31 protein-coding genes are annotated in these 26511 nt (G+C 64.9%); 22 read left to right on the forward strand and 9 right to left on the reverse strand.

The features are described 5' to 3' along the window. Positions 1-2: 2 nt before the first annotated feature. The gene (locus IEX97_RS01590; protein ID WP_188880749.1) at positions 3-728 is read left to right on the forward strand and encodes a hypothetical protein; all 726 of its coding nucleotides are present in this window, start codon (positions 3-5) and stop codon (positions 726-728) included. Positions 729-951: 223 nt separating this feature from the next. Here IEX97_RS01590 and hepT read toward each other — a convergent pair whose 3' ends face one another. Together hepT and mntA are read right to left on the reverse strand one after the other, a co-directional pair. Next, a complete protein-coding gene (hepT, locus tag IEX97_RS01595) occupies positions 952-1416 on the reverse strand; it encodes a type VII toxin-antitoxin system HepT family RNase toxin (RefSeq protein ID WP_188880750.1) in 465 nt (154 codons plus the stop codon). After that, positions 1374-1787 (reverse strand): type VII toxin-antitoxin system MntA family adenylyltransferase antitoxin, encoded by a 414-nt coding sequence (gene mntA / locus IEX97_RS01600; protein ID WP_229776221.1) that lies wholly within the window; start codon positions 1785-1787, stop codon positions 1374-1376. The genes hepT and mntA overlap by 43 nt, the downstream gene beginning before the upstream one ends. Before the next feature lie 257 nt (positions 1788-2044). On the opposite strand from mntA, the gene IEX97_RS01605 reads away from it, so the two are divergent. Continuing rightward, complete coding sequence (locus IEX97_RS01605) at positions 2045-2470, forward strand: YkvA family protein (RefSeq protein ID WP_229776222.1); 426 nt, start codon at positions 2045-2047, stop codon at positions 2468-2470. Positions 2471-2643: 173 nt separating this feature from the next. Next, complete coding sequence (locus tag IEX97_RS01610; RefSeq protein WP_188880754.1) at positions 2644-3462, forward strand: SGNH/GDSL hydrolase family protein; 819 nt, start codon at positions 2644-2646, stop codon at positions 3460-3462. 110 nt (positions 3463-3572) lie between these two features. Here the strand turns inward: IEX97_RS01610 and IEX97_RS01615 are convergent, their stop codons facing one another. The 3 genes from IEX97_RS01615 to IEX97_RS01625 all read right to left on the reverse strand — a co-directional run bounded on the left by IEX97_RS01615 (position 3573) and on the right by IEX97_RS01625 (position 4588). Continuing rightward, positions 3573-3881 carry a DUF1292 domain-containing protein gene (locus IEX97_RS01615; RefSeq protein WP_188880755.1) on the reverse strand — a complete coding sequence of 103 codons (309 nt, stop codon included), beginning with the start codon at positions 3879-3881 and terminating at the stop codon, positions 3573-3575. Positions 3882-3951: 70 nt separating this feature from the next. Beyond that, the gene (locus IEX97_RS01620) at positions 3952-4353 is read right to left on the reverse strand and encodes a YlbF/YmcA family competence regulator (protein ID WP_188880756.1); all 402 of its coding nucleotides are present in this window, start codon (positions 4351-4353) and stop codon (positions 3952-3954) included. Position 4354: 1 nt separating this feature from the next. After that, positions 4355-4588, reverse strand: coding sequence for a hypothetical protein (locus IEX97_RS01625; RefSeq protein WP_188880757.1), 234 nt, complete (start codon positions 4586-4588; stop codon positions 4355-4357). Between the two features lie 145 nt (positions 4589-4733). On the opposite strand from IEX97_RS01625, the gene IEX97_RS13885 reads away from it, so the two are divergent. Next, positions 4734-4865, forward strand: a complete 132-nt coding sequence (locus IEX97_RS13885) for a hypothetical protein (protein WP_268238301.1) — start codon at positions 4734-4736, stop codon at positions 4863-4865. Between the two features lie 21 nt (positions 4866-4886). Then, the gene (locus IEX97_RS01630) at positions 4887-5396 is read left to right on the forward strand and encodes a hypothetical protein (protein ID WP_188880758.1); all 510 of its coding nucleotides are present in this window, start codon (positions 4887-4889) and stop codon (positions 5394-5396) included. Between the two features lie 22 nt (positions 5397-5418). Here IEX97_RS01630 and IEX97_RS01635 read toward each other — a convergent pair whose 3' ends face one another. Further along, the gene (locus tag IEX97_RS01635; RefSeq protein ID WP_188880759.1) at positions 5419-5688 is read right to left on the reverse strand and encodes a DUF3055 domain-containing protein; all 270 of its coding nucleotides are present in this window, start codon (positions 5686-5688) and stop codon (positions 5419-5421) included. Between the two features lie 106 nt (positions 5689-5794). Further along, positions 5795-6259 carry an IDEAL domain-containing protein gene (locus IEX97_RS01640; RefSeq protein ID WP_188880760.1) on the reverse strand — a complete coding sequence of 155 codons (465 nt, stop codon included), beginning with the start codon at positions 6257-6259 and terminating at the stop codon, positions 5795-5797. Between the two features lie 314 nt (positions 6260-6573). On the opposite strand from IEX97_RS01640, the gene IEX97_RS01645 reads away from it, so the two are divergent. Both IEX97_RS01645 and IEX97_RS01650 read left to right on the forward strand, forming a co-directional pair. Next, positions 6574-7041 carry a cysteine hydrolase family protein gene (locus IEX97_RS01645; RefSeq protein ID WP_188880761.1) on the forward strand — a complete coding sequence of 156 codons (468 nt, stop codon included), beginning with the start codon at positions 6574-6576 and terminating at the stop codon, positions 7039-7041. Positions 7042-7118: 77 nt separating this feature from the next. Beyond that, positions 7119-7304: a hypothetical protein gene (locus tag IEX97_RS01650; RefSeq protein ID WP_188880762.1), complete on the forward strand. Its 186-nt coding sequence runs from the start codon at positions 7119-7121 to the stop codon at positions 7302-7304. 98 nt (positions 7305-7402) lie between these two features. Here the strand turns inward: IEX97_RS01650 and IEX97_RS01655 are convergent, their stop codons facing one another. Continuing rightward, entirely contained in the window at positions 7403-7957 is a 555-nt protein-coding gene (locus IEX97_RS01655; RefSeq protein ID WP_188880763.1) for a YgaP family membrane protein, read from the reverse strand. A gap of 214 nt (positions 7958-8171) precedes the next feature. Between IEX97_RS01655 and clpP the strand changes: the two genes are divergently transcribed. The 7 genes from clpP (at position 8172) to IEX97_RS01690 (ending at position 14904) form a co-directional block, all read left to right on the forward strand. After that, entirely contained in the window at positions 8172-8759 is a 588-nt protein-coding gene (clpP, locus tag IEX97_RS01660) for an ATP-dependent Clp endopeptidase proteolytic subunit ClpP (RefSeq protein ID WP_188880764.1), read from the forward strand. Between the two features lie 8 nt (positions 8760-8767). After that, entirely contained in the window at positions 8768-9865 is a 1098-nt protein-coding gene (locus IEX97_RS01665; protein ID WP_188880765.1) for a class I SAM-dependent methyltransferase, read from the forward strand. A 143-nt stretch (positions 9866-10008) separates the two neighbouring features. Next, positions 10009-11160, forward strand: coding sequence for a cysteine desulfurase family protein (locus tag IEX97_RS01670; RefSeq protein ID WP_188880766.1), 1152 nt, complete (start codon positions 10009-10011; stop codon positions 11158-11160). A gap of 79 nt (positions 11161-11239) precedes the next feature. Next, positions 11240-12421 (forward strand): tRNA uracil 4-sulfurtransferase ThiI, encoded by a 1182-nt coding sequence (gene thiI / locus IEX97_RS01675; RefSeq protein WP_188880767.1) that lies wholly within the window; start codon positions 11240-11242, stop codon positions 12419-12421. Positions 12422-12470: 49 nt separating this feature from the next. Continuing rightward, a complete protein-coding gene (locus IEX97_RS01680; protein ID WP_188880768.1) occupies positions 12471-12719 on the forward strand; it encodes a hypothetical protein in 249 nt (82 codons plus the stop codon). Between the two features lie 206 nt (positions 12720-12925). Then, positions 12926-13579: an RsfA family transcriptional regulator gene (locus IEX97_RS01685; protein WP_229776223.1), complete on the forward strand. Its 654-nt coding sequence runs from the start codon at positions 12926-12928 to the stop codon at positions 13577-13579. Positions 13580-13635: 56 nt separating this feature from the next. Continuing rightward, entirely contained in the window at positions 13636-14904 is a 1269-nt protein-coding gene (locus IEX97_RS01690; RefSeq protein WP_188880769.1) for a Ger(x)C family spore germination protein, read from the forward strand. Between the two features lie 34 nt (positions 14905-14938). Here IEX97_RS01690 and ymfI read toward each other — a convergent pair whose 3' ends face one another. Next, entirely contained in the window at positions 14939-15709 is a 771-nt protein-coding gene (gene ymfI, locus IEX97_RS01695; RefSeq protein WP_229776224.1) for an elongation factor P 5-aminopentanone reductase, read from the reverse strand. Positions 15710-15892: 183 nt separating this feature from the next. Between ymfI and IEX97_RS01700 the strand changes: the two genes are divergently transcribed. From IEX97_RS01700 to IEX97_RS01735, 8 genes are all read left to right on the forward strand, one after another. Beyond that, positions 15893-16915 carry an NADH:flavin oxidoreductase/NADH oxidase gene (locus IEX97_RS01700; protein ID WP_188880770.1) on the forward strand — a complete coding sequence of 341 codons (1023 nt, stop codon included), beginning with the start codon at positions 15893-15895 and terminating at the stop codon, positions 16913-16915. A 21-nt stretch (positions 16916-16936) separates the two neighbouring features. Then, positions 16937-18574, forward strand: coding sequence for a bacillithiol biosynthesis cysteine-adding enzyme BshC (gene bshC / locus IEX97_RS01705; RefSeq protein WP_188880771.1), 1638 nt, complete (start codon positions 16937-16939; stop codon positions 18572-18574). 225 nt (positions 18575-18799) lie between these two features. Next, complete coding sequence (mraZ, locus tag IEX97_RS01710; protein ID WP_188880772.1) at positions 18800-19231, forward strand: division/cell wall cluster transcriptional repressor MraZ; 432 nt, start codon at positions 18800-18802, stop codon at positions 19229-19231. Between the two features lie 20 nt (positions 19232-19251). Beyond that, the gene (gene rsmH, locus IEX97_RS01715) at positions 19252-20226 is read left to right on the forward strand and encodes a 16S rRNA (cytosine(1402)-N(4))-methyltransferase RsmH (protein ID WP_188880773.1); all 975 of its coding nucleotides are present in this window, start codon (positions 19252-19254) and stop codon (positions 20224-20226) included. Positions 20227-20241: 15 nt separating this feature from the next. Then, positions 20242-20619, forward strand: coding sequence for a septum formation inhibitor (locus IEX97_RS01720; protein WP_188880774.1), 378 nt, complete (start codon positions 20242-20244; stop codon positions 20617-20619). 18 nt (positions 20620-20637) lie between these two features. Then, the gene (locus tag IEX97_RS01725) at positions 20638-22848 is read left to right on the forward strand and encodes a PASTA domain-containing penicillin-binding protein (protein WP_188880775.1); all 2211 of its coding nucleotides are present in this window, start codon (positions 20638-20640) and stop codon (positions 22846-22848) included. Between the two features lie 156 nt (positions 22849-23004). Further along, positions 23005-24969: a stage V sporulation protein D gene (locus IEX97_RS01730; protein WP_444541803.1), complete on the forward strand. Its 1965-nt coding sequence runs from the start codon at positions 23005-23007 to the stop codon at positions 24967-24969. A 34-nt stretch (positions 24970-25003) separates the two neighbouring features. Further along, complete coding sequence (locus IEX97_RS01735; RefSeq protein WP_229776226.1) at positions 25004-26506, forward strand: UDP-N-acetylmuramoyl-L-alanyl-D-glutamate--2,6-diaminopimelate ligase; 1503 nt, start codon at positions 25004-25006, stop codon at positions 26504-26506. Positions 26507-26511: the final 5 nt, after the last annotated feature.

Genomic DNA, 26511 nt, shown 5'->3' on the forward strand with positions numbered 1-26511 from the left:
CGGTGCGGCGAAGGCGCGTCATCCCTGCAGAGAGCTGGCCGTCCGATGTGGGTGGTCTTTTTTCACTGCGGCCGAGTGTCCAGGCCAGCGACGGATCGCACACCTTTGCCGTGCGCGAACTCGACCTCGAATCGGACGAGACCATCCTGCAGGCGGTGATGACGTTCCCCGATACGACGGGGAAGGTACCGGGGGATGGGTTCAATCCCGATGGCTACACGAGCGTCCTGTTGACGGATGACCGTGGTCGCCAAGTTTCAGGCGGGCGGATTGTCGGGTGGACGCCAGCGGGCACAGAGAATGCGTTTCTTGCCACCATCGAGGCGGGCAAGTTACCCTCTGACGCGTCCACACTGTTTATCACGCCGCTGCGTGAGGTACAGGTTGCCCCCATCGCGCTGCCGCGTGACCGCCCGGTGACCGTCGAAACGTCAATCGGTCCGGTGACCATATCCCCGCCGCAGTTTGACGCGGACAAAACGGTGGTTTCGGTGACAGGCGATTTTGCCACGTACCGCGGGCAGGCGATGCAGACGTTCTCGCTGTGGTGGCGGACGGGGAATGGGATGGACGCGTGCCCGGCGCCGCAGGTGGTGCCTGCCGCGGGCAATCCCGGCCGGCTGTCGTTGGTGTTGCCACATCTCGACCCAAGCCGGACGTATGAACTGGGGATCACTCGGTTTGTGCCGGCCGGGGACTTGGAGGTAAAGGTAAAGGTGGGGCAATAGGGGAGCGCGATAGGAGCTGTGGAAAGTTGTCGATCGACGTGGATGTGGAACCAGGATGACGCAAGAGGGTGTGCGTGCGCCAGACAGTGCGTGTCCCTGAACTTCGGCATGCCCGCGGCTTCGCCGCGGGCTGCTTGGTGCCATCACGCATGGCAACCTGTCTGTCTTGAACCGGACGGTCTGTACTCCTCGCTTTGCCATGGACGGGCGAGGCAGCGTCGATTCAAGACGGTGCGCCTTCCTCCGCACGGAGCACCTGGTCGCAATAAGTTTGGAAGTCCGTCAAGTGCTTTTCGATGATCGTTTGCACAACGTCGATATCAATGGACTGGTAATCGTGGATGGCGATGTTGCGAAATCCGACCATCGCCTTCATGCGACGGCAGGTCGTCTCGTCGATGATCCCTGCCTGCTCGAGCATTTCAAAAGCTTCTCGACTGGTCTGTGGGAAGCCTAGCTTACGAACCGCGACGACGTGCATGGCAAGGTCAATCGCTGCCTCGCACGCCCGTTGGAGATTTAAAATGATGGCGTCCTGCTTCGTGATGTTTTCAAGGTTGGTCGGGGTTCCGCCGTATTCCTCCCATATGCGCTGGCAGCACCGGCGAATCGTTTGCAACTTGTTGTGAATGACATTATCGATCGTCAAAACACCGACCCTCGCTTTCGAATGGCTTCCAGAATACATTGCCGCTCCTCATTGAGCAATGCGTATGCTTTCAACGCACGCATCTCGAATGCTGCCCGCAGGTTGGGGTCCCGTTCGTACAGACGGATGCCCTTGGCGACGACCTCCGCTTGCATCACGGTGGTGGCATCCTGCAAATTCACCAAATCCACATCGCGTTGGAGGATGTCGGCCATCTCCTGGGCAATCCAGAACGATGTGGTGCGCAGGACGGGCGTTTCCGGTAAGAATGCGATGTCCACGTCGCTGTCTTGCCGCAAGCGGTTCGCCGCGGCAGATCCAAAGAGGTAAATCACGACAGGGTCCACCGCTCGCACCAGATGCGATACCGCTTCCGGCAACCGTTCTGGCAGAGGCGTCTGCTCGTTCACAAAATTCCCTCTTTTCGCGAAGAATCTTCGATGGAAGACGATATGCGTGAAGACGATTTGCAACGTCCTGTATGCAACGTGTCTGCAGGGACAAGGCACGCGACGCATCCACAGGTATCTTACAGCAAAACCCATACGTCCGCACGCATGTCTGTTCCCGTGTGCCCATGAAAGGATTTCGCCATTCCGTCTGCCAGTGTGGTAGCCTAAACGATAGATACGAAACAAGCATCTTTACGCATGCGGAGGGATGGCCGGTGTGGCGGGATGCCGGGCATGTCGTGGACAAGCTGGGTTCGTGGTTTGCGCGTGCATGGGACGATGTCGGAAAAAACCGTTCGTATGTGCTGCGCGAGTTTGGCGCGAAGATGAAGCGGATCATGGCCAAGGTTCCGTTTGCGGAGGACGCGGTGGCCTTGTATTACTGCGCCTTCGACAGGCGCACACCCGTCCGGGCCAAGGCGGTTGCCCTGGCCGCGCTCGCGTACGTCATCTTGCCGGATGATTTCGTGCCCGACTTTTTGCCGGCGTTGGGTTTTACCGACGATGCGGCGGCCATCGCCATGGCGGTGCGCAGTCTGGCCGAACATGTGCGGCAGGAACATCGCGACAAGGCGCGGCGGTGGTTGCAAGGCGGGGGCAAGGGTGATCTCATCGATGTGGAATATGAAATCATAGAGTAGGTGGACGCATTGGGCCAGCCGTCGCCGTGTTCCGGAACCGGGGCCAAGCGCGTGGAACCTGTGGACGCAGCGGCCGTGGCAAGGATTTTCAACATCTTTTCAGCTTCGTCGGATAAGATGCTGTGGTATCATATAGCGGCTGAAGAATTCTGGCCGACGAGGCGGTGAACCAGGTGCGGGCAGGGAAGGCGTGGCGCCGCAGGATGCAGATGGGGTTGGCGGCGGTGTTGGGCGCAGGCGCCTTGTTCGGCGTGTGGTACCATCACCGGTACGTGATGAACCGTCTGCCCACCGTGACCTACATTCGCATGACGCCGGTGAGCCAAGAAGGCACGCGGGTGCTCGTCGTCGGGGGATCGGTCGCCCACGGTTGGAACGATTCCGACGGGGGGTTCATCGTGCGTGCGTTTGAGGCGTTCGGCGGCGATGAACCGTTCGAAATTGTCAACCATTCGGCTGTGGGGGACGGCCCTGTACAATACGCGCCCAAGTTTGCGGACGATCTGCGCCGGGTGGCGCCCGATGTCCTGGTCATCGCCTGGGGCACGCTCGACGACATCTACAACCACACACCCTTGTCGGCGTTCTCGGCTGCCATTCGTGCGGAGATTAAGCAGGCGTTGGCGCACCGTGCCGTGGTGATGCTCGTCACACCGCCGGTCACGAAAGCGAGTTACACCCAGTACCGGGATGAGGAGCCGCTGTACGTCGCGGCCGAGGTGGCGGTGGCGCACCGTTTCGACAGCCCGAACGTGTACGTGTTCGACGTGTTTCATGAGATGCAGGCGTGGTTGACGGCGCACAGGGTTTCGTACGAAGCGTACGCGTCGGACGGATGGCATCCGAACGCGCTCGGCCACGCGTTGGCAGGCGAATTGCTCGCGCACGACATGGCCAAGGCGTTTGGCGAAGGTCCTATCCAATTCAGGTCTCCGCAAGGAAAATCGTTGGACGAACACGGTACGGTTGCTCAGGGGAAAGAGACCACTTGACACTCCGCTTGTTGACACTCCGCATGGAGAAAACAACGGGGAAAGCGGGCCCGGTCGGCTCCGCTTACGCCAAAACATGACGCGCACGGAGCCGCCGGCACCGCACAGGCTCATTCGCCGTCCTCTTCTTCGCCTTCCAATTCGTCGAGTTGCGCGTTGTACGCCTGCACGACCTTTGCCCATTCCGCGTCGTCTTCAATGTCCGCCAGGATGAGTTGATCATCCTCCTCGCCTTCGATGCGGAAGATGACGCCCTCTTCAAGGTCTTCGTCGATGGGCAACAGGACAGCATAATCCTGCCCGTCGACCGTCAGGACCTCGCCCAACACGAAGTTATGCTCTTTGCCTTCCTCGTCTTCCAAGACGATGATGTCGTCGTCCATCGCAAAGTCGTGTTCATGCGTGGATTCGTGCGCCATGGCAAGACCTTCTTTCTCCTCGTGGGGTCGGATCAAACTGGCCAAGGATACCACGATTTCAGGCTGATTGTCAAATCGATGGCGGCGGATGGTCGGTATGTGTCCCCTGCACCGGAGGGTGAGGGTGCATGCGCTGTCTCACTGCGGCCGCCAGCCGGTCCGTGACCTCTTGGAGCAGGTCATTGACAGCCTGTTGCGCCTCGAGAAACGCCTGAACAATAGGTATCTTCTCCAGTTCGTCGAGCAACGATTCGGCTTCCTGGATCAGGTGCGCATAGTACGCTTCGGGAACCTGCCGGGCTTGGAAGGTGCCAATCTCTTCTTGAAGTTCACGCAGGCGCGCCATCTTGGCTTGGGCGGCCGCGTCCTCGCGCAGCGATGCCTCCGCTTCGAGGTACGCCTCAATTTCAGGACACTTGAGCAACAGGTCGGCCAATTCCTCCGCTTCCGCCCACAGTTCGTTGCGGTCCATCTCAGGCCTCCTCATCCTGTATCTCCCGGCGCACGCGCACAGGACGGCGATGGTGTTGCAGGTTGTGGTGTTGGAATCGCCGCACCGGCGCGTTGTCCCACCGGTCTGCCAAGCCGCCGGCGAAGAGGGCGACGGCCGCGGACGCGGCGGCCAAGGCCGGTTCGCGCGAGAGGATGCCTGCGATCACGCTTGCAAATGCGAACAGATACAGCAGGTACTGGCCCCGTCGATGCACAGTGCGCCTCCTCTCCGGGTCGCCGGTCGTCACGGCTATTATACGCCCGCGCCTGTCATCGTACAATTCAGTCTTGACGCGCGTTCTGGTTCCTCGTAAGCTGAAATGCGAGAGGATGCGGACAACATGCGCTGGAGGGATGGACATGGCCACCCACGGGCTGCTCGGGATGGCGGTCGCTGCGGCCGGACTGTTTTGGATGCTGTTCGCGTGTGCTTCGGAGACCAAGGAGCAGTTCGACCGGGCGCTTGCGCGGGAGTCGGGAGAGGAAGAATGATGCGCGACACCGGGTACCGGGGTGAAGACGTTGGCTGAGGGCGGGTACCGGTTTCTCTTTCCGAAAGCGAAGCCGTACGTGTTCCTGTATGAGAACGCCCCCCTGGTGTGGTTGCGCTGGGACCGGGACGACGCCCACCACCTGTTTCTCATCCGCAATCAACTGCAAGATACGCTGACCTTGGATTATCCCGGGGATGCGTTCACACAACGCGTGCTGGACGATGTGTCGTCCATCTTTTTTGTCGAACTGCGGGAAGAGGGGGCGGAACAAGGGCGGAAGCTGGCTTTGGGCTGCTATTTCACCGTCGGCCGGCAACCGTACGGGGCGTATTACGAACGGGATCGCACGCCGCCGGACGTGGTGTTGTTGCGCGTCGATGGTGAACCTCCCCGGAGAACGCTGGCGGTTCCGGATGAAGAAGAGTATGCGCACGTTGCGGGCGTGTTCTATGAAGCGATGCGCGACTGGCTCGACATCCGGCGGGCCGGGGATCCGGACGGACACCGCGAAGCAGATGAGACATCGTAAGGGGCTCAGGTGTTCGGTCAGGTCACCAATGTGCGCGCAGCACGCGTGAGAGCTCTTCCGCTTCTTCCTCACTGCGCAATTGGAATGCCTCCATGAGGTAGCTTGCGTGGGAAGCCTCGTCTTCGCCGAGGATGGCGGTGCGTCCCGATTGGATCAGGGTGACCAGCTTCTTGCCGTAGAAGTGTGCTGTCGTGGTGATGGCCACGTCGAAACGCGTGGTCTCGCCCGCTACACCGAGGAAGCGGGTGGAGGTCGCCTCCGTATCGTCATACAGAATCATCCACTCGTCCATGGAGCTCGCTTCCTGCCTTTGTCATGGTCTCTCTGTGCGGCGTGTCGTGAGCAGCATCCAAGTTGCGGCGTGCCACCGCGCAGGCAGCGTGCCCCGGGTGGCGCCGCTAGCGATCGCGATCGTCCGAGTCATAGGAACTGAGTTCTTTCCACTCGCGGGCCGCCTCGTAGAACAGTTCGCGGTTGCCTTCGTCCAGCGCCTGGTCGATGATGCGCCGAAGTTCCTCTTTGCGCGCCGCGCGCGCTTGCACCTCTTGCAACACCTGCGTCACTTCCACAGGCATCGGCAAATCCGGCAGATTGATGAACAAATACAACGTCTCCTGACGCTGGAAGAAGTGTTGCAACAGCTCGATGATCTCCGCAGGCTGGCTCGCTTTCCGCATGCCGCCGTTCATCGGGATCCGCGCAATCATCCCGTGCCGGCCGATGATGAGCAACGGCACGTTTTCCATCACAATTTGCGTCAACTCCACTTGGTGGAGGCGGTTGAGCAGGAAGTCCAATACCATATCCGCGCCGCTCGGAAGGATTTTCGTCTTCAACAGAAGGATGTCTTCCTTGGTGACCATGCTGGAATCCCTCCTTCGCAGGGAACGTCCCGGGCGCTTCCTTCCGTGGCAAGTCCGAAACGGGAGGTGGGGAGCGAGATGGGCGCGCTGCCGCGACCCAAGGCTCCTTCACAGCATATGCGGCGCGGGGTGTGCGCTTTTCGCGCCAGTGTCCCCGCTGTCCAGGCAAATGAGAACCCCTGGCTGTACATGTTAGTTTAGCAAAAATCGCATACGCATAGAAGTGGCAAGGATTGGCCTTGTGCTACCCGCTTCCCCATCTTTGTGTGACATGCTACCATGAAGGACAGAATGTGGGGAAAGGCGTGAATCGCATGAAGAAGGCATTGATGGTGCTCGATGTTCAATCCGACTTTCTCGGCAACACGCTGGACTACATCGCCCCGCTTTGCCAACGCTATTTGAACGAACACGGCGACGCGTACGACGCCATTGTGCTCACCCAGTGGGTGTACGATGAATTGGGCGGGATGGACACCTTGCTTTTGTCCCATCCCAAGGCGCAGGTGGTGCGCAAATCGACGTACTCCGCCTTCACCCCTGAGGTGCAGCGGGTTTTTGCCGACAAGGGGATCCGAGAGGTGCATCTCGCCGGCGTGGACGCGGAGATGGGGGTGCTCGCCACCATGTTCGCGTTGCTCGACGCCGGGTATGAGGTGAAGATCTTGGAGCGGCTTGTCACCGGATATCACGGCCGGAACTGGGAAGCGATGATGATTGCCCGGCACACCCTCGGCCCGGAAAACGTGTTGAACATCGGCGGCGGCCCCGTCTACCTGTGATTGCGCCAGCGCGCACAGGTTTTGCCTGCAAGCGCCCCCCGGCCGCGCACATACTAGCAGGCAAGGGGGGCGGTGCGATGGCGAACGACTGGGTGTACTTCGCGGGGTTGTACGACTCCAAGTTCGAAGCGTATTGCGCGGTGATGTGGGTCGAGGCGGACGAACGCATCCGCGGAACCGCAGCACCCGAAGAGGTGCAGGTATACCAGACACGCAAAGGCAAATACGGCGTTCGCTTTCGCCGGCGCCGGGCGTTCGCTTGATGTGTGACGCGTTGCATGTCGGCATACGGGGGCAGGGTGCACACGGCGGCATACGGCGGCATCGGGGCCACCGCGGGCGGGCGTCCTCGCCGCCCGCTTCAGTGGACGGTGGCGTCCTCCGTTGCGCGGCTTGTCGCCTCCCGGCGGTTGCGGGCGTTCGCCGCATGGGCCCCTTGTGCCGTTTCATGCAAAGGGTCATCCGAAGCTGCCCGCCTTGCTTCCGGCTCTGTTCGCCGCGCGGCGCGGGATCCGGCACGTTCCGGGCGGACGAAATTCACTTTGCGCGATGACGCTGCATCCTTCCCGGTGTTCGTGGCCGCCTCGTTCTCGGCATTCGTGACCGCCTCATCCGCTTGCCCGACGGGCGCGGCCTGTGTGCCTTCCGCTTGGGCCGCTGGCCGGCGGTTGCCGGCGGAGGCCACAGCGGTCTCGGCACAGGTCCAGGCGTGTACGAGCGGGCACCAGCCGAGGATGCCTTCCGCAATCTTCATCGCGCCGAGCGTCATCAGCGCCGTGCGGGCGGTGGCGGCGCGGCGCCCCATCGCCTGTGCGGCGCCGAACAAAAGCAGCCCTCCCGCCAACCGGACGTAACGTTCCAATGAGCCGAGATTGCGTGCGCCTGCGGACCGGCCGCTCTGCCCTTGTGTCTGCATGCTCATCCTCCTCACCGAAGCTCCGCGCATAGTATGTCCAGCCCCTTTCTCTCTATGAGCCGGGTTGATGTGAACGGCGGCGATCCGGCGGTATCTTCAGGGACAGGCCCGCCCATGATTTGACCTTGACTATTGTTGATGAAAAACGCGTTGTGGTGCATACTGGAGGGGAAGCAAAGCCATACTCGGCTCGGAGCCAGAGGGGGTTGGCAACATGGGATTGATTCCTTTCGTCGTCGAACAGACCAGCCGCGGTGAACGCAGTTACGACATTTATTCGCGTCTGCTGAAAGACCGCATCATCTTCCTCGGCACGCCCATCGACGCAGACGTGGCGAATTCGGTCGTCGCCCAGCTTTTGTTCCTCGCCGCGGAAGACCCGGAGAAAGACATTCAGATGTACATCAACACCCCGGGCGGTTCGGTCACCGCCGGTTTGGCCATTTACGATACCATGCAGCATGTCAAGCCGGACGTCTCGACCATGTGCATCGGCATGGCGGCCAGCATGGGCGCGGTGTTGCTCGCCGGCGGAGCGAAAGGGAAGCGGTTCGCGCTGCCCAATTCGGAGATCTTGATCCATCAGCCTTGGGCCGGCGGGATCCGGGGCCAGGCGACGGACATTCAGATCCACGCCGAGCACATCATCAAGACCCGCAACCGCCTCAACCAGATCCTCAGCAAACACACGGGTCAACCGCTGGAGAAGGTGGAGCGGGATACAGACAGGGACTACTTCATGTCGGCGGAAGAGGCCAAGGCGTACGGACTCATCGATGACGTCATCTATCGTCACGGTTGAGACGGGCGATGCGGCCACCATATGCGGATACGCACGGAGGAAACGAACCGGGGCAGGGATTTGTGCCGTTTTCCGCTTTCATGCGCGAGGCGCTGTACGGGCCGGAAGGTTACTACGCGCGCAGCGTCCGCATCGGGGCGGACGGAGATTTTGTCACGGCTGCCGCGTCACCTCTCTTTGCGGGTGTGCTCGCCCGCTACATCGGCAAGGTATGGCATCGGTTCGGACGGCCGCGCCGGTTGCAGTTGGTTGAACTTGGCGCCGGCGAAGGGACGTTGGCGGAAGGTCTGCTCCGTGCGCTGGCCGATCATCTGGCCGATGGCCCGGAAGTCATCGTGTACGTCATCATCGAGGCTTCGGACGTGCTCCGCACCCGTCAGGAAGCACGCCTGCGCCCCCGACCTTCGCCGGCAACCGGGCGGCCATGGATACAGGTGCACTGGGCCGACCCGGATCCGTCGCTGGATACCGTGCTCCTCGCCAACGAAGTGCTGGATGCCCTGCCTGTGGAACGTGTGCGGCGCACGGCGGACGGATGGGAGCGGATGTGGGTGCGCTGGGAGCGAGGGATGCCAGTGGAAATTGCGTGGCGCCCCGCTCCGCCTGACCTTGCGGAACGTGCCGACGTCTGGCTCGACATCCCTCCCGGCACCGAGGCGGAGTTGTGCCTCGAGTACGAGCCGCTCATGCTTCGGTGCACCCGCTTCGGCCGGCGGATGGCCGCGTTGTGGTTCGATTACGGGATCACCCGCGACGAGTGGCAGGCGGGTATCCGGCCGCGCGGGACGCTCCGGGCGTACCAACGCCACGCGTGGGTCGACTGGCGCCGGGAGGCGGGGCGATGCGACATCACCGCCGACGTCCACTGGGACCTGGCGATGTGGGCGGCGGAGCAAGCCGGGTGGCAAGTGCGGCTGTGGCAGCAGGGGGAATTCCTGCTCGCGCACGGCATCCTTGACTTTGTCCAGCCCTTGGCGGATGATGGGTCCGAGTGGCGGCCCGCCCTGGCGCGGTACCGGCAGACGGCTGCGCTGAAGCAGTTGATCCTGCCCGGAGGGATGGGCGAGCGGTTTTCGTGCCTGGAGTGTTGGCGAGCGGACGGGTGATCGCATGTGCTGCGGCGGTTGGCCATTCTGTGTTTGATTGCCGGTGTGGTGTTTCTCCTGCTCGGCGTGCGGTACATCTGGATGGGACCGTCTTAGCGGACGGCAAACGTGTCACGTGGCGACAGAAGGGGGTCGACGCAGGCGTGGCAGGGCGAGAACTGTATTTTGACACGGCGGCGACGACGCCCCTGTTGCCCGAGGTCAGGGAGGCGCTGGTCGCCGCTTTCGACAACTACGGCAATCCGTCTTCGCTGCACCGCAAAGGGGTGGAGGCAGAACGCGCGATGGCATCCGCGCGGGCCGAGGTGGCGCGTTGCCTGGGGGTCGAGGGCGGCAGCGTCATCTTCACCGGCTGCGGCACGGAGGCGAACAACCTGGCCATCTTCGGAACCGCGTGGCGGCATCGCGATCGCGGCCGGCACATCGTCACCACGCAGATTGAGCATCCTTCCGTGCTTGAACCTGTCCGCTGGCTCGAGCGGCAGGGATGGACGGTGACCTACGTGCCGCCGCAGCCGGACGGGAGTGTGCGGGCGGACGACGTGCTGGCGGCGGTGCGCGACGATACGGTGCTCGTCAGCATGATGCACATCAACAACGAGACCGGGGCCATCCTGCCCGTGGCGGAGGTCGCGCGCGGGCTCAAAGCGCGCCGGAAGGTGGTGTTCCACGTCGACGGCATCCAGGCGTTCGGAAAGGTGCCCGCGTGCGCCAAGGAGGCGGGGGCGGACCTGTACACCGTCTCCGGGCACAAAATCGGTGCGCCGAAAGGCATCGGCGCGCTGTACATCCGGCAAGGCCTCCGGATTGATCCGGTGCTGCACGGCGGCGGCCAGGAGCAGGGCTTGCGTTCGGGCACGGAGAACGTCCTCGGCATCATCGCGCTGGGGGTGGCGTCCGCCGTCGCAAGGCAACATGCCGAGGCGCGCTGGCAACATGTCTTGCGCCTCGCGGATCGGTTGTGCGCGGGGTTGGCGGACGTGCCGGGAGCTGTGCTGCAGCGGCCGCCGGTTGCGTCTCCTTACATCGTGAGCGTGACCTTCCCCGGCTTGCGCGGCGAGGTGATGGTGCACGCCCTGGAGGAGCAGGGGCTGTACGTGTCGACGGGATCGGCTTGTTCCACGAAAGGCCAACACGCGACGGCGAGCCATGTGCTGCGGGCCATGGGGAAGCGGCCGGACGAGGTGACGGGGACGTTGCGCTTCTCGCTCGGTTGGTGGCATACCGAAGACGACGTCGATGCGGCGTTGGCGGTGGTCAAGGAGAGAATCGGCTGGCTGCGCAGCTTGTGGTGAGGGCACCGCGGTGTGCCGGCCGGTTCGGTAAGCTGCCGCCGCGCGGGCTGCCGCGGGTGACAGGTAGGGGGAAGACGGTTTGATTCAACATGTCATCGCGCGCTACGGCGAGATCAGCCTCAAGGGCAACAATCGCACGGAATTTGAAAAGACGCTGCAGCGCAACATGCAGCGGGCGCTGCGCGCCTGGCCCGAGGTGAAGGTGGAGCGCACGCACGGACGCATGCTCGTCCACCTGAACGGTGCCCCGGCGGAAGACGTGATGGCACGCCTCGCCCGCGTCTTCGGGCTCATCTCGCTCAGCCCGGTCCGCGTGGTGGCGCCGGATTTGCAGGCCATTCACGAAGCGGCGCGCGCGCTGTTGCAGGACCATCAACGTCAGGCGGGCCGGCCGGGCACATTCAAGGTGGAGGTCAAGCGGGTCAACAAGCAGTTTCCGCTCCGTTCACCGGAGGCAGCCGCCCGGATTGGCGCGGCGCTGTTGCGCGCCGGGATGGGCTGGAAGGTGAACGTGCACGAGCCCGACGTGACGGTGTACGTCGAGATCCGGGACGTCGAGGCATTCGTCTACGGAACGAAAGTACCTGCGGTCGGCGGCCTGCCGGTCGGGATGAGCGGCCGGGTCGGGCTGCTCTTGTCGGGCGGGATCGACAGTCCGGTGGCGGGGTGGCTCAGCCTCAAGCGCGGGGTGGAGGTGGAAGCCATCCACTTTCATAGCTTCCCGTTCACCAGTGAACGCGCGCTGCAGAAGGTGGAGGATTTGTGCCAGGTGTTGGCCAACTGGGGCGGGCGGATCCATCTGCACACGGTCCATTTTACCGAGGTGCAGACGGCCATTCGCAAACACTGCCCGGAAGAGCTCGGCATCACCATCATGCGCAGGATGATGTTGCGGATAGCGGAGCGGATTGCGGCACAGCGCGGGTTGTTGGCCTTGGTGACGGGCGAGAGTCTGGGCCAGGTGGCGAGCCAGACACTCGAAAGCCTGCGCACCATCAACGCGGTGACGTGCCTGCCGGTGCTGCGGCCGCTCATCTCGGAAGACAAGGTGGACATCATCCGCCGGGCGCAAGCCATCGGGACGTACGACATCTCCATCCTGCCGTATGAAGACTGCTGCACCCTGTTCGTCCCGCGCAATCCGCGTACCAAGCCGCGGGTGGAAGAGGCGGAAGCGGCGGAGCGCGCGCTCGAGGTGGACAAACTGGTAGCCGAGGCAGTCGAACGGACGACGATGAAGACGTTTCTATCCGCATGGTAGGGTGGGGAGAAAGCCATCGGCGCATCCTATGCCCAGGGAGGGGATGGGGATGCGCACCTTGCAGGTGTTGTTTCGGGTGTTTCGCCTCGTCGCGACCGTGTACGGCGTGTGGCAGATGCTGTCCCGCGGCAAGTGGCTGCGCGCCGCCTGGGCCGTGTTGCGCCACCTGCGCCAGGCGCCGGACCGCGACGCCCGGCGGACGGCGGAGTTCATCGCCGTTTCCGGCGGGGAACCGGCCATTTACCGGCGGCGCGGCTGGCGGCGTGTGGGGGCGCGGCGTGCACGGGCCGAGGTGTGAGGGGGCATCGTTCGCGCGGCGACGGAGTGCCCAAAGAAGCGGCGGCGCATGCGTCCGCTGCAGGCGTCCGCGCCCGTCGCCGGAATGCGTCTTGGCGCCAAGGTGCGGCCCGCGGAAGATTCCGCGGGCCGCAGCATGTTTAAAGACTGGTAGTTCTGGGCATGATTCATGATAGTTTCGACATAGCCAGTCGAGGTGGCTGAGGAATGCACCAGAACATGCGAACGATGCGCCAAGATGCTTGGACCGCCGAAGATGACGCCCAATTGGCGGAGGTGGTCCTGCGCCACATCCGGGAAGGTAGCACGCAGCTCGCAGGTTTCAACGAGGCGAGCCGCAAGCTCGGCCGCACGGCGGCCGCGTGCGGATTCCGCTGGAACGCGTTTGTGCGCAAGCAGTACAAGGCGGCCATCGAACAGGCCAAAGAAGAACGCAAGGTCCGCAAATCCGAAAAAGTGCAAGCCCAGATGGAGGGCGGGGACTACGATCACCCCACGGCGACCCTGATGACGTGGGCGCAGGTGCTTCGGTTTTTGCGCCAGGAGAAAAACACGGCGCAACAGTGGGCTTCCCGCTGGCGGGCCGCAGAACGGGCCTGCAACGAGTGGAAGCAGAAGTACCAGCAACTGGAGAAGGTGTATCTCGAGGTCAAGGGCGAGTACGATCGCCTGGTCCGGGAGCACCAGACGGTGGTCGAAGACTACCGGGCACTGGTGCAGATTGTCGATCGCGCACGCAAGGCGGCATTCCTCGACGGGCAGACCGATGCCATCCAAGGTTTCATGTACCGGATTGACGAGTACGGCAATCTGGAACGGATATCTCCTCCCGAGGAACCGCCCCTCGAACAAGCGGAGTAACCCCCGCCTGCATGTCAACGGTTACCTGCGGCCACACTAGCGGCGGAGGGCGAGACATGATGAGATGCCGCTTTGCCGCTTGGGCCGCGGCTGCCTGTTTGGCAGCCCTGTGCACCGGTTGCTTCGACCGCAAGGAGTTAGAGCAGCAGGCGTTCGTGACGTCGCTTGGCATCGACGAAGCGCCCCAGGGTCAGGTCGATTGCACCCTCCGCATCGCGCTGCCGCAGAGCAACAACGGAGGCACGGGCGGCGGGGGCGGAGGCGGGGCCGGAGGCAAGGAACCGCTCGCGGGCAGCGGCCCTGTCACCTACCGGGCGCGCAGCGTGATTGAAGCGTTGAACCTGGCCAACACCAGCATCGAACGGACGTTGTCGCTCTCCCATCTCACCGACGTCCGCTTCGGCGCCAGCCTGGCACAGCGAGGCATCGCCCGCCACCTGCGGCCGCTGTTGCGCTTTCGGGAATTTCGCCGCACCATCTATGTGTTCATCAGCAGGACCACGGCACGTGAGGAGATGCAGGCCGAGACGCCGGTGGTCGAGAAGACGCCGACGCGGGTGGCGGACGACATCGACCTCTTGAGCAAATACAACGGTTTGATGGTGGAAATGGCCCGCTTGCACGACTTTACGAACGCGCTCGACGCGGGGCACGAAGGGGCGTTGTTGCCCCTGTTTGCGGTCAATCGCGAGGTGGCCGCCGATCCAGCGGGCAAGCAAGGTGTCCAAGCGGACCGCACCAGTTACGTGGCCGGCCATGTGGCGCGCGCGGGCGGGAACCCGGTGGAGTGGGCGGGGGCCGCGGTGTTTCGCGGGGATAAAATGGTGGGGTACTTGGACGGCCGCGAGACGACGCTCTTGCGCCTTCTGCGCGGCACCATCAAGCACGCGAAGTTCGAGTTGGCCGATCCGCTGGCACACCGCGGGCTGCTCTCCTTGAGCCTCAACCGCGAACACCGCCCGCGTTACCACGTCCGTCTCGGTCAGCCCTTGGTCATGGTCATCGATGTCCCGCTCGAGGCTGACCTTTTGAACATGGACGCCGGATACAACCTGCAGGGCCCGCGCCAATTGGCGCGCCTCGACGCGTCGCTCAGCCGCGAGGTCAGCCAGGAGATGCGCCGGGTGGTGGAGAAGTTGTTCCGCCAATACGGTGTCGACCCGATTCCGGTGGCGCGCGCGGCACGGAGCCAGTTTGCGACGCACGCCGCGTTCGCCGCGTATCCCTGGGAGGCGCGCTTGCGCGACGCGCAGGTCACCGTGCGGGCCGACGTGCACGTGCGCCGTTTCGGCGTGCAAATTGCCCAGGCGGAGTCGCGGGTCTGAGGGTGCGCAAATCCCCGGAGCGTACCGGACAGCGTCACGTCACCAGTCCGCCGTTCGGGCTGATGACCTGCCCCGTGATGAACGACGCGGACGGTGTGGCGAGGAACAACACCGCCTGTGCCACGTCGTCCGGTTTCCCCAGCCGGCCCACCGGGGTTTGGGCGATGAGCTGCGCCCGTTCGTCTTCGCGCAGATGATCCAACATCTCGGTCGCGACCGCGCCCGGTGCGACCGCGTTGACCGTGATCCCCATCGGCGCCACCTCCTTCGCCAGGGCTTTCGTGAATGCAATCAATCCTCCCTTCGCCGCCGAATACGCCACTTCCATCGCCGCGCCGGTCATGCCCCAAATGGAAGCGATGTGGATGATGCGTCCGTAGCGGTTGCGCAACATGTACGGCATGACCGCCTTGGCACACAGAAACGCACCCGTCAGGTGGGTGGAGAGGACGAGGTTCCAATCGTCGAGGCTCGTCTCATGGAGCAGGCGCCAACATGCCACCCCCGCATTGTGGACGAGAATGTGCGGCGGTCCGAACTGGGTGGCGGCGACCACGAGCCGTTCCACCTCCTCGGGACGTGTGACATCTGCCTGGACGGCGAGCGCCCGGCTCCCCGTCTGCCGGCACTCCGACACGACGCGTTCCGCGTCGGCTGCGGAACGACGGTAGTTGACAATGACGGCGGCACCGGCCCGCGCGAGGTGGACGGCGATGGCGCGGCCGATGCCGCGGGCGGCGCCGGTGACGATGGCCACCTGGCCGTACAGCGGCCGCGTGGTGGAAATGGCGTGCGCGTTGGACACCCTGCATCCCCCCGGTCCCAGACTCAGGCTCCCATTGTACCACAGACAGGCGCGCCGGGTTGGGGACTGTCATTTGGTAAGTGAAGTGGTATGATGGAGGGCGGTGCGGCATGTCCGCCACCTCGACACCCGCCGCGTGGCCGATTGTGGCATCCAGCAACGCAGATGAGAGGTGACACGAGGATGCCCGGTTTGTTCGATCCCGTCTCCTTTCGGGGCTTGACGTTGAAGAACCGGATCATGGTCTCTCCGATGTGTCAATACCAGGCGGGTCCGGACGGGGTCGCCACCGACTGGCACTTTGTCCACTATGGGTCGCTGGCGTTGGGCGGCGCCGGGTTGATCATGGTCGAGGCGACCGCCGTGGAGTCGCGCGGCCGCATCAGCAACCGCGATCTTGGGTTGTACGACGACCGCCACGTGGACGGGCTGCGGCGGATGGTCGCGTTTGTGCACAGCCAAGGGGTGCGCATCGGCGTGCAACTTGCGCACGCGGGACGCAAAGCCGACCTTGCGGAGCCCATCGTGGCGCCGTCGGCGGTGCGCTTCAGCGAACGGTATCAGGTGCCGCACGCCTTGACGGAAGCCGGGTTGGACGAAGTGGAACAGGCGTTTGCCGCGGCTGCCCGCCGCGCGGTGGCGGCAGGATTCGACGTCATCGAGATCCACGCCGCGCACGGGTATTTGCTGCACCAGTTCCTGTCGCCCATCAGCAACCTGCGCACCGACGCGTACGGCGGGTCCGCAGCGGGGCGCTTGCGCTTTCCTTTGCGCGTCGTGCAAGCGGTGCGCCGCGCCATCCCGGACGACATGCCGTTGTTCATCCGGGTCTCGGCATCAGAGTGGGATGATCGGGGATTTACCTTGGACGAGGTGATTCAGTTCTGCCAGGCGTTTCGCGAAGCGGGCGTCGATCTGGTGGATGTCAGCTCCGGCGGCAACACGCCGTCGCCGCCGCGCGTCTACGCCGGGTACCAGGTTCCGTTCGCCCAAGCCATCCGCGAGCGGGTGAAGGTGCCGGTGGCGGCGGTGGGCCTGCTGGACCAGCCTGTGCTGGCCGACGCGGTGATCCAAGAGGGCCGGGCCGATCTCGTCGCCATCGCCCGGGGGTTCCTGCGCGACAAACACTGGGGGCATACCGCGGCGCGGGCACTCGGCCACCCGGTGGACCCGCCGCGATCGTACCAGCGGGCGTACCTGACGTGAGAGTGAGGAGGGGGCTTCCCTTTGCAGTGGCGTGTGCGGACCGAACCGACCGGCAATGCGCTCACCGATATGCATGCGGCCTCGTTCGCGAGTGTCGCGCACCTGTACGACGGACAGGACCCCAAGCGGCGGGAGACGTACGCCCGGCGCGCTGAGGAGATTGCCCCCTGGTTCTCGGCCGCCCATCGGGCGGCGCTCGCCGATGCGGTCTCGGGTTACCTGCGGGAACTGGGCGCCGGGCCGGCTGCTTTGGCGCAAGCCGAGAAACTGCGCCATCCGGAAGCGGTGGCGGTCGTGACGGGCCAGCAGGCCGGGTTGTTCACCGGGCCGCTGTACTCCCTGTACAAAGCGCTCTCCGCCGTGGGGCTGGCGGAGCGCCTGGAACAGGAACTCGGCCGGCCGGTGGTGCCGGTGTTCTGGGTGGCCTCCGAGGATCACGACTGGGCGGAAGTCAACCACGCCTATGTGATCGACAGCCAAGACGAGGTGTGCCGCATCCGCCTGCGTCCCGATCCGCCGCTGCACCAGATGGTCTATCACACACCGCTCACCGAGGCGATGGTCGACGAGGTGTTGTGTGAACTAAGGCGCCGTCTTCCGGCGGGGGAGGAGGCCATCGAAGCGGCGGAGTGGCTGCGTGCGGCTTGGCGGCCGGGGGAGTCGCTTGCCCCGTGGTTTGCCCGGGTGTTGCTGCATCTTACCGGCGACCGGGGATTGGTGGTGCTCGACCCGTGTCTGCCGCCGTTGCGGCGGCTCATCGGATCGGTCTGGGTGCAAACCTTGTTGCGATGTGATGACGTCATCGCGGATGTGGACGAAGCGTACGCGGAAGTGGCGCGCGCCGGTTTCCAGCCGAACGTGGTGCGGGACGTGTCCCACTCGATGCTGTTCTACGTCCACCATGGCCAGCGCTTCGCCCTGGAGCGTGTGCGATCCGGCGTCTTGCGCGCGCGCGGCCTGGGCATGGAACAATCGGTGGACGCCTGGGCCAAGCTGGCGGAGGCTGACCCCACCGCCTTCAGCGCCAATGTGCTGTTGCGGCCGGTGGTGCAAGACCATCTCATACCCACCCTGGCGTATGTCGGCGGCCCGGCGGAGATTGCGTATCACACGCTGGCGCGCGGCGTGTTCCACGCGCACGGGCGGCGCCTGCCTCCCTTGCTGCACCGGCAGCGGATGGTGCTCTTGCCGCCGACGGTGGTGCGGAACGCGCGCAAACTCGGCCTTCGCTTGGACCGTTTGTTGGAACCGCGGGACCTGGTCGCGCCGGCGTTGGCCGACCTGGGTTTGCGGGACGTGACGGAGGCGCTGGCGCGCATGCGCCGGGAGACGGAAGCGCGCTGGCAGCGCTTTGGCGAGGCGTTCGCTCATCTCGGGCCGCAGATGCGCGATATGGCGGCGCATCAGATGCGCAGCGAGTTGTACCTGGTCAACCGCATGGAAAGCCGGAGCGCTCGCCTCATCCAACAGCGCCACGACGCGTATCTGCGGCAGTACCGGCACATCGAGCGTTGGCTGTGGACGGACGGACAACCGCAGGAGCGCCGGTTGTGTCCGGTGGCGGTCTGGGCGCGGTACGGCCTGCGTTCATTGACCGGGTTGCCGGCATGGGGAGATTACGACCTGCCCTGTCCCGTCTATGAAGTGGAGTTGCCGTGATGAACCGGCCGGATGCATGCCATCGCCCAGCCGGTGGCATGGGACGCGAAGGCGGACGGCGCCGGCCTGAACCCCGCCTTGCGGGTTCAGGCCGGCGCATTTTTTGTGACAAGTGGCAGGAACATGGTCCCCCGGAGCAGGAGTTTGCCCATGCGGCGCGAATTGTAAGTCACGTGGTGGAAAGTGGTGTGAAGTGGGGGAAAGTGGGGCAGGGGGTGAGGCCGCATGTTCATGGGGGAGTACCAGCACGCCCTCGACGACAAAGGCCGCCTCACCATTCCGGCCCGCTTTCGGGATGGCCTCGGTGCCACGTTTGTGATGACGCGCGGCCTTGACCCCTGCCTGTTCGTATACCCGCTGCCGGAGTGGCAGACGCTAGCGGCCAAGTTGAAGCAGCTGCCGTTGACCCGCGCGGATGCGCGCGCATTCGTCCGGTTCTTCTTTTCCGGCGCGACGGAGTGCGAGCTGGATCGGCAGGGGCGTGTGCTCATCCCGCCCGGTCTGCGGGAGTACGCCCAGCTGGAAAAAGAGTGTGTCGTGCTCGGGGTGTCGAACCGGGTCGAAATCTGGAGCCAGCGCTTATGGGCTTCCCAACAGGCGGAGGCTGCCGCCAACTTCGCCGCCCTCGCCGAGGGCTTGGTCGATCTTGATCTGTGATGAAGGAGCGATGACGGGGCGTGTCATCCTTCGCGCACACGAGCGTGCTGTTGGCGGAGACCATCGCGGGCATCGCGCCGCGCGACGGCGGCACCTACATCGACTGCACCCTCGGCGGCGGGGGGCACAGCGAGCGCCTGCTCGAGGCGAGCGCCCCGTCCGGGCGGTTGTTGGCCATCGATCTCGATGCCACCGCCATCACCCACGCCCGGCAGCGCCTCGCCCGCTTCGGAAACCGCGTGACGTTCGTGCAGGGCAACTTTCGCCTGGTGGCAGCGTACGCGGCCGCTGCGGGATTTGTCCCGGCGGACGGGATCGTCTTCGATCTCGGCGTCTCCTCGCCCCAGTTCGACGAGCCGGAGCGGGGGTTCAGCTACCGCTTCGACGCCCCGCTCGACATGCGGATGGACCCGCGGCAACCGGTGACCGCGGCTGAATTGGTGCAGACGCTGCCGGAAACGGAACTGGCGCGCATATTTGCAGAGTACGGCGAGGAGCGGTTCGCACGCCGGATTGCCCGCGCCATTGTGGTCCGGCGGCAACGCCGGCCCATCACGACGACCGGCGAGTTGGCGGAGTTGATTAAGTCGGTCGTGCCCGCTCCGGCCCGCCGCAGCGGGCCGCACCCGGCGCGGCGCGTGTTTCAAGCCTTGCGGATTGCGGTCAACGACGAACTCGGAGCGCTCCGCGAGGCGTTGTCCGGCGCGTTTTCCATTTTGGCGCCGGGCGGCCGGATGGCCGTCATCTCGTTTCACTCGCTGGAGGACCGGATGGTCAAGCAGGCGTTTGCGTCGTGGTGCCAGGGTTGCGTCTGCCCGCCGGACTTTCCCGTCTGCCGGTGCGGCCGAACGCCGCAAGCCCGATGGGTGGTACGCCGGCCTGTGACGCCGACGCCGGCGGAGGTGGCAGCCAATCCGCGTGCCCGCTCGGCGAAGTTGCGGATTGTGGAAAAGCTGACGGCCAGCCCGCCACCGGCCCAAGGTGACGTTGGCTAGAGAGGGGTTTTGGACATGCTTGCGACCAGACCGCGCTGGACCGAAGGGACAGCGGCGGAACGCGCTGTGGACATCGCGCCGCAAAGGCGCAGCCAATCCCAGACGGAACCAGAGCGGCGTTTCGGCCGTGTGTCGATGTTCTTGTGCATCGGCGGGGCGACGGCGGCGCTTTGGTTTCTCGCCGTCAACGGCGCGCGCATCGACGCGCTGAACGACCACATCGCGGCGCTGAAGGCGCAAAAGGCAAATCTGGCGGCGGTCAACGCGGCCCTCACCGCCCAGGCGGACACGCTCGCCCAGCCGTCGCGCATCCTCGATGTGGCCATGCATCGCCTGCACATGCACTACGCGACGCCCATCGCCATTCAGGCGGGCACGCATGCGGCCCGCTGACGAGGCGGTGACCCGTCGGTGAAGCGCGGACAGGTGATTCGCGCGGCGCGGCCGAGCCGCCACCGCGGGCGCGTGCGCTTGCTGCAAGGCGCGCTCTTGCTCGGTTTCGCGGCCGTCGTCGCGCGCCTGATCCAGGTGCAGTACGCGTTCGGGCCGGTGTTGTTGACCCACGCGCGCGAGGCGGAGACAGCGACCGACGTCCTGCTCGCCCCACGCGGGGCCATCCTGGACGCGGCAGGTCATCCGCTTGCCTACGACATCCCCGCGTTCATGCTCGACATCAAGTCGGGCGCGTTTCCCGACAAGCTGGCGTTGGCAGAGCGGCTCGCGCCTGCGCTCGGCGTGGCGCCGAAAGACCTCGTCCCGTTGCTGAGCACGCCGTACGCCTGGGTGCGTTGGCCGCATCCGGTGTTGGAGCCGGTGAAGGCAAAGGTCCTCGCGTCGCTCAAGGGCTGGCGTGACGGTGAGGGGCATTTGGCGGAACAGGACGTGACGTTCACGCCCACCGAGCAGCGGTTCTATCCGAACGGCTCCTTCGCAGCCAACGTGATTGGCTACGTGAATGCGGACGGCCGCGGTGCAGGCGGGATTGAAGCGGAATACGACCGGTACCTCGCGGGCCGCAACGGGTTGTATACGTACACGCGCGACGGGGACGGCTTTCCCATTGCGTCGAGCGTGCGGATCCTTGCGCCGGCGGAGCCGGGCAAGGACGTGCAATTGACCATTGATCCCGTCATCCAAGGATTCGTGGAATACGAGATGGACGAGTTGGTGCGCAAGTATCATCCTGCCCACGCCGCCATCATCGTCACGAATCCGAACACGGGGGCCGTCCTCGGCATGGCGAGCCGGCCGACGTTCGATCCGAACCGCTACGCGGCCGCGAACCCGGTGGCGCTGTCGAACAACTGGGCGGTCAACACCGCGTTCGAACCCGGTTCGACGTTCAAGGTCCTCACCCTGGCGGCGGCGCTCGCCACCCACACCATTTCTCTCAACGAGACGTTCCAGTCGGGTCACATGACGGTGCTCGGCCATCGCATCAATGACTGGAACTATACCGGTTGGGGCGTCATTAACTTCCAGCAGGCACTGGAATATTCGAGCAACGTGGGGTTTGCGACCATCGCCCTGCGGCTCGGTTGGAACAACCTGCTCCATTACATGAAGGTGTTCGGGTACCTGGACAAGACCGGGATTGACCTGCCGGCGGAGGCGAGTTCGCTCGTCTTTCCGCCGCAAGAGCGGGGTTTGGTCCAACTGGCCACCTCCGGGTTCGGGCAGGGCATCGCCGTCACGCCGATGCAACAGGTGGCGGCCATCGGCGCCATTGCGAACGGCGGACGGCTGATGCGGCCGTACGTGATGCAAAAGGTGATCGATCCGAAGACGGGCAGGGTGGTGGCGGAGAACCGGCCGACGGTGGTCAATCCGCAGGTGGTGCCGCCCGACGTCATCCGCGCGTTGCAAAAGACGCTTGTCCTCGACGTGTCGGACGGGATCGACAAGACCGGGTACCTGCCCGGGTACGACGTGGCGGGCAAGACCGGCACGGCCAACGTGGTCGATCCGAAGACCGGAACGTATTATAAGGACCGTTTCATCGTCTCGTTCATCGGCTACGCCCCCGGCTGGGACCCGAAGGTGGAGGTGTTTGTGACCGTCTATTGGCCGAAGACGGCGGCGTGGAACGAATGGGGCAGCACCATTGCCACGCCGGTGGCGAGAAAGCTGCTCCAGGAGTGTCTGCAGTACTACCGCATCCCGCCGCGGGGCAAAGCGGGCGTGGCAGCGGCGACACCTGCGGGCAGCGCGATCAAGTACGTGCAGACACCGAACCTCGTCGGGCAGAGCACGAGCGCCGCGCAGGCGGTCGGCAAACGCCTCGGGCTCGCGGTGGAACCCATCGACGGGCCCGGGACGGTGATCCGGCAGTGGCCGGCGCCCGGCGTCGAGGTGGAACAGGGCAGCAAGATGTACGTGGCGACGGCGGACGGTCCGGGGCACCGCCTGCTGATGCCCGACCTGACCGGACTGTCGATGCGGGACGCGGCAAACGTCTTGGCGACCATCGGCGTGCGGCTTGCTGCGCACGGCCAAGGCTTCGCCGTGCAACAGGCGGTCGCACCCGGTGCGGTGGTGTCGCCCGGTGAGACGGTGGCCGTGACGTTTGCGCCGTTTGCGCCCGCGCAAACCGGTCAAACCAAGGGGAAGGGCCACGGTTGACCGCAGAAGCGGTCGCGCGGCTTTTTGGCGCAGCGCGGCTTTTTGGCGCAGCACAGCGCGCTTGGCCCCGTGCGCGGCCCGCTCAGTCTACGCGGGACGCCCGTTGCATAGGATGGTCCTGGACAGGGATGGACAACGGGCGTGGAGGCGAGAGCGGTGCGGGTGACGCGGGGAATGATGCGGCGGCGGGTGGTGCTGCTGTTGTTCTGCCTCCTCGGGGCCATTGGGGGGCTCATCGGCCGCTTGGCGTACATCCAGGTCTTGCAAGCGCCGTGGCTGCAGGGTCGGGCGCACCGGCTGTGGAGTCGGCAGATCCCGCTGCAGCCGGTACGGGGCAGCATCCTCGATGCCGAAGGGCATGTCCTGGTCTACACGGCGACGGCACCTTCGGTCATCGTCATCCCGGCGCAGGTCAAGGACAAGGAGAAAACGGCGCGGCAGCTCGCCGACGTGTTGCGCATGCCGTACGATAAGGTGTTGGCGCTGGTGCGCAAGCGCACGCTCATGGTCTACGTGTCCCCGGGCGGGCGGCGCATCCGCGACGAACAGCTTGCCGCCATCCGGCGACTCAACCTGCCGGGCGTCTACATCACGGAAGAGGGGAAGCGGGCTTACCCGTACGGCGCGCTCGCCGCGCAGGTGCTCGGTGTCACGGGAGCCGACAACCAAGGGTTGACGGGCGTGGAGAAGCAGTACGACCGGCAACTGCGGGGCCAGCCAGGCTCCATCACCTTCTTTGCCAACGCCAAGGGCGAGCGGATGCCTGGTGTCGGCGAGGACTACGTGCCGCCTGTGGACGGCGAGGACGTGGAGTTGACCATCAACGCGGCCATCCAGCAGTTCGTGGAGCGGGAGATTGAGCGTGCGGTGGCGGTCTATCACCCGGACCATGTGACGGCCATCGTCGAAGACCCACAGACGGGCGCCATTCTGGCGATGGCCAACTACCCGAGTTTCAATCCCGCCGACTGGCAAGCGTATCCGCAGGAAACCTACAACCGCAACCTGGCGATCTGGCAGACGTTCGAACCTGGGTCCACGTTCAAGGTCATCACCCTCTCCGCCGCGCTCCAAGAGGGAAAGGTCAACCTGAATGACCGGTTTTACGATCCCGGTTACTACGAGGTGGCCGGGCGGCGCATTCGCTGCTGGAAAGCGGGCGGTCACGGGTCGCAGTCGTTTCTGAACGTGGTGGAAAACTCGTGCAACCCGGGGTTCATCGCGTTGGGAGAGCGGCTGGGCAAGACGGCCCTGTTCCAGTACATCAAGGCGTTCGGGTTCGGGCAGAAGACCGGGATTGACCTGCCGGGGGAAGGCAACGGCATCCTGTTTCCCTTAAACCGCGTCGGGCCGTTGGAGCTTGCGACCACCTCCTTCGGACAGGGGGTATCGGTCACGCCGATTCAACAGGTGATGGCCATCGGCGCGGTGGCCAACGGGGGCCTGCTGATGAAGCCGCACGTGGTGCAGGCGTTTCTCGATCACGACACCGGCCGCGTGGTCGGGCGCGTCCAACCGACGGTCGTCCGCCGCGTGATCTCGGAGCAGACGGCCGCAGAGGTGCGAAGTGCGCTCGAGAGCGTGGTGGCGCAGGGCAGTGGCGGCAACGCGTACCTCGACGGTTACCGGGTCGCGGGGAAGACGGGTACGGCGCAGGTGGCGAAAAACGGACGGTATGAACCCAACCACTACATCGTCTCGTTCATCGGGATGGCACCGGCGGACCACCCGCGGCTCGTGGCGTACGTGGCGGTCGACCACCCGCGCCCCAAGGACAACGTGGTGTTCGGCGGCACCATCGCCGCCCCCATCGTCGGCAACATCTTACGCGACAGCCTCACTTACCTCGGCGTGCCGAAGCGCGCAGGCGGCATTCCGAAGAAGGTGCGCTGGGGCGACGTGGTCATGGTCCAGGTGCCCGACTTCGTGGGCATGACCATCGGCGATGCGCAAAGGACGGCCATCGAGAGCGGCGCCCAGTTGCGCACTCAGGTGTTGGGGACGGGAAAGTACGTGGTGGCACAGTCGCCCCAAAGCGGCACCAAGGTTCCGGCAGGATCTGTCATTCGGTTGTATCTGGGCAATACGCCGGTCGTTGACAATGGTGTGCGAAAGCAATAGATTGGGCATGATGAATGGCTAGGAGGTCTGGGCGGTGCTACTCTCGCAACTTACGCGCGGCCTGTTGTGCTGCCGGATGGTCCACGCACGGGACGTGGAAGTCACATCTCTGGCAGACGACTCCCGTTTGGTCCAACCTGGTGCCTTGTTCATCGCCCTGCGCGGCGGCGGGATCGCCGACAGGCACCTGTTCTTGCGCGACGCCGCGGCGCGCGGCGCGGTGGCGGCCGTCGTGGAGGAGCCGCAAGCGGACATCCTGATGCCGCAACTGGTGGTGCCGGACACCCGCGGCGTGGCGGGCATCCTCGCCAGCCGTTTCTACGGCCATCCCTCCCGCCGCCTGCGGGTCATCGGCGTGACCGGGACCAACGGCAAGACCACCACCACGCACCTCATCGAACGGGTGCTGACGAAAGCCGGCTACACGGTCGGGCTGCGGGGCACGGTGGGCAAGCGGATCGCCGGGGTGACGACCGAGGTGGGGACGACGACGCCCGAGGCGGTCGAGATGCAGGCGACCCTGGCCGAGATGGTCGCCGCCGGCTGCCAATACGGGGTGTTCGAGGTCTCATCGCAAGCCCTCGACCTGAAGCGGGACGCCGGCACCCGCTACCGCACGGCGGTGTTCACGAACCTCACCCAGGACCACCTCGACTACCACGGCACGATGGAGGCGTACAAAGAGGCCAAGGGCAAGCTGTTCGCCCGGCTCGGCAACACCTACAGCGACGATCCGGCGCAGATGGCGTACGCGGTCGTAAACGTGGACGACCCGCACGCCGACTTCTTCATCGGGCAGACGGTCGCCGAGTGCATCCGCTTCGGGATGCGCGCCGATGCGGACGTGCGCGCGCAGGATGTCGTCATCCGACCGGACGGCGTGTCGTTTCACGTCGTCACGTTCGCGGGCGAGGCGGACGTCCGGATGCGCTTGACCGGCCGTTTCAACGTCTACAACGCCCTGGCCGCCATCGCGGCCGGGTTGGCGGAGGGCGTGCCGCTCGACGTCATCGCGGCGGCGCTGGCGGAAGTGGAAGGGGTACCGGGCCGGTTGGAGCCGGTGGATGCGGGCCAGCCGTTCACGGTGCTCGTCGACTACGCCCATACCCCGGACAGCCTGGAGAACGCCCTGCAGACGGTGCGGGAATTCGCGCAAGGGCGGGTGATCACCGTCGTCGGGTGCGGCGGCGACCGCGACCGGACCAAGCGGCCCGTCATGGCGCGCATCGCCTGCGCCTACAGCGATTTCGTCGTGTTCACGAGCGACAACCCGCGCACGGAAGACCCGGAAGCCATCCTGGACGACATGGTGGCGGGTCTGTCCGTGCCGGACGCCGGCCCGTTGCGGGGGACATGGGTGCGGATGGCCGACCGGCGCCAGGCCATCGCCTGCGCCCTCACGGCCGCCCGGCCCGGGGACGTCGTCCTCATCGCAGGCAAGGGGCATGAGACGTACCAAATCATCGGGCACACCAAACACCACTTCGACGACCGCGAGGTGGCGCGGGACGTGTTGCAGTCCCGGCAGTCGCGGTAGGAGGT

This window comes from Paenalicyclobacillus cellulosilyticus, assembly GCF_014647315.1.
Taxonomy (GTDB): domain Bacteria; phylum Bacillota; class Bacilli; order Alicyclobacillales; family Alicyclobacillaceae; genus Alicyclobacillus_J; species Alicyclobacillus_J cellulosilyticus.

Coding starts and splice junctions, on each gene's coding strand:
- IEX97_RS01635 (WP_188880759.1), bottom strand. CDS start 5,688: ATGGACGAGTGGATGATTCTGTATGACGATACGGAGGCGACCTCCACC.
- IEX97_RS01720 (WP_188880774.1), top strand. CDS start 20,242: ATGCTTGCGACCAGACCGCGCTGGACCGAAGGGACAGCGGCGGAACGC.
- IEX97_RS01665 (WP_188880765.1), top strand. CDS start 8,768: ATGCGGCCACCATATGCGGATACGCACGGAGGAAACGAACCGGGGCAG.
- hepT (WP_188880750.1), bottom strand. CDS start 1,416: ATGTATTCTGGAAGCCATTCGAAAGCGAGGGTCGGTGTTTTGACGATC.
- IEX97_RS01640 (WP_188880760.1), bottom strand. CDS start 6,259: ATGGTCACCAAGGAAGACATCCTTCTGTTGAAGACGAAAATCCTTCCG.
- IEX97_RS01620 (WP_188880756.1), bottom strand. CDS start 4,353: ATGGACCGCAACGAACTGTGGGCGGAAGCGGAGGAATTGGCCGACCTG.
- IEX97_RS01685 (WP_229776223.1), top strand. CDS start 12,926: ATGCACCAGAACATGCGAACGATGCGCCAAGATGCTTGGACCGCCGAA.
- mraZ (WP_188880772.1), top strand. CDS start 18,800: ATGTTCATGGGGGAGTACCAGCACGCCCTCGACGACAAAGGCCGCCTC.
- IEX97_RS01680 (WP_188880768.1), top strand. CDS start 12,471: ATGCGCACCTTGCAGGTGTTGTTTCGGGTGTTTCGCCTCGTCGCGACC.
- IEX97_RS01615 (WP_188880755.1), bottom strand. CDS start 3,881: ATGGCGCACGAATCCACGCATGAACACGACTTTGCGATGGACGACGAC.
- IEX97_RS01700 (WP_188880770.1), top strand. CDS start 15,893: ATGCCCGGTTTGTTCGATCCCGTCTCCTTTCGGGGCTTGACGTTGAAG.
- clpP (WP_188880764.1), top strand. CDS start 8,172: ATGGGATTGATTCCTTTCGTCGTCGAACAGACCAGCCGCGGTGAACGC.
- IEX97_RS01655 (WP_188880763.1), bottom strand. CDS start 7,957: ATGCAGACACAAGGGCAGAGCGGCCGGTCCGCAGGCGCACGCAATCTC.
- IEX97_RS01690 (WP_188880769.1), top strand. CDS start 13,636: ATGATGAGATGCCGCTTTGCCGCTTGGGCCGCGGCTGCCTGTTTGGCA.
- IEX97_RS01645 (WP_188880761.1), top strand. CDS start 6,574: ATGAAGAAGGCATTGATGGTGCTCGATGTTCAATCCGACTTTCTCGGC.
- IEX97_RS01650 (WP_188880762.1), top strand. CDS start 7,119: ATGGCGAACGACTGGGTGTACTTCGCGGGGTTGTACGACTCCAAGTTC.
- IEX97_RS13885 (WP_268238301.1), top strand. CDS start 4,734: ATGGCCACCCACGGGCTGCTCGGGATGGCGGTCGCTGCGGCCGGACTG.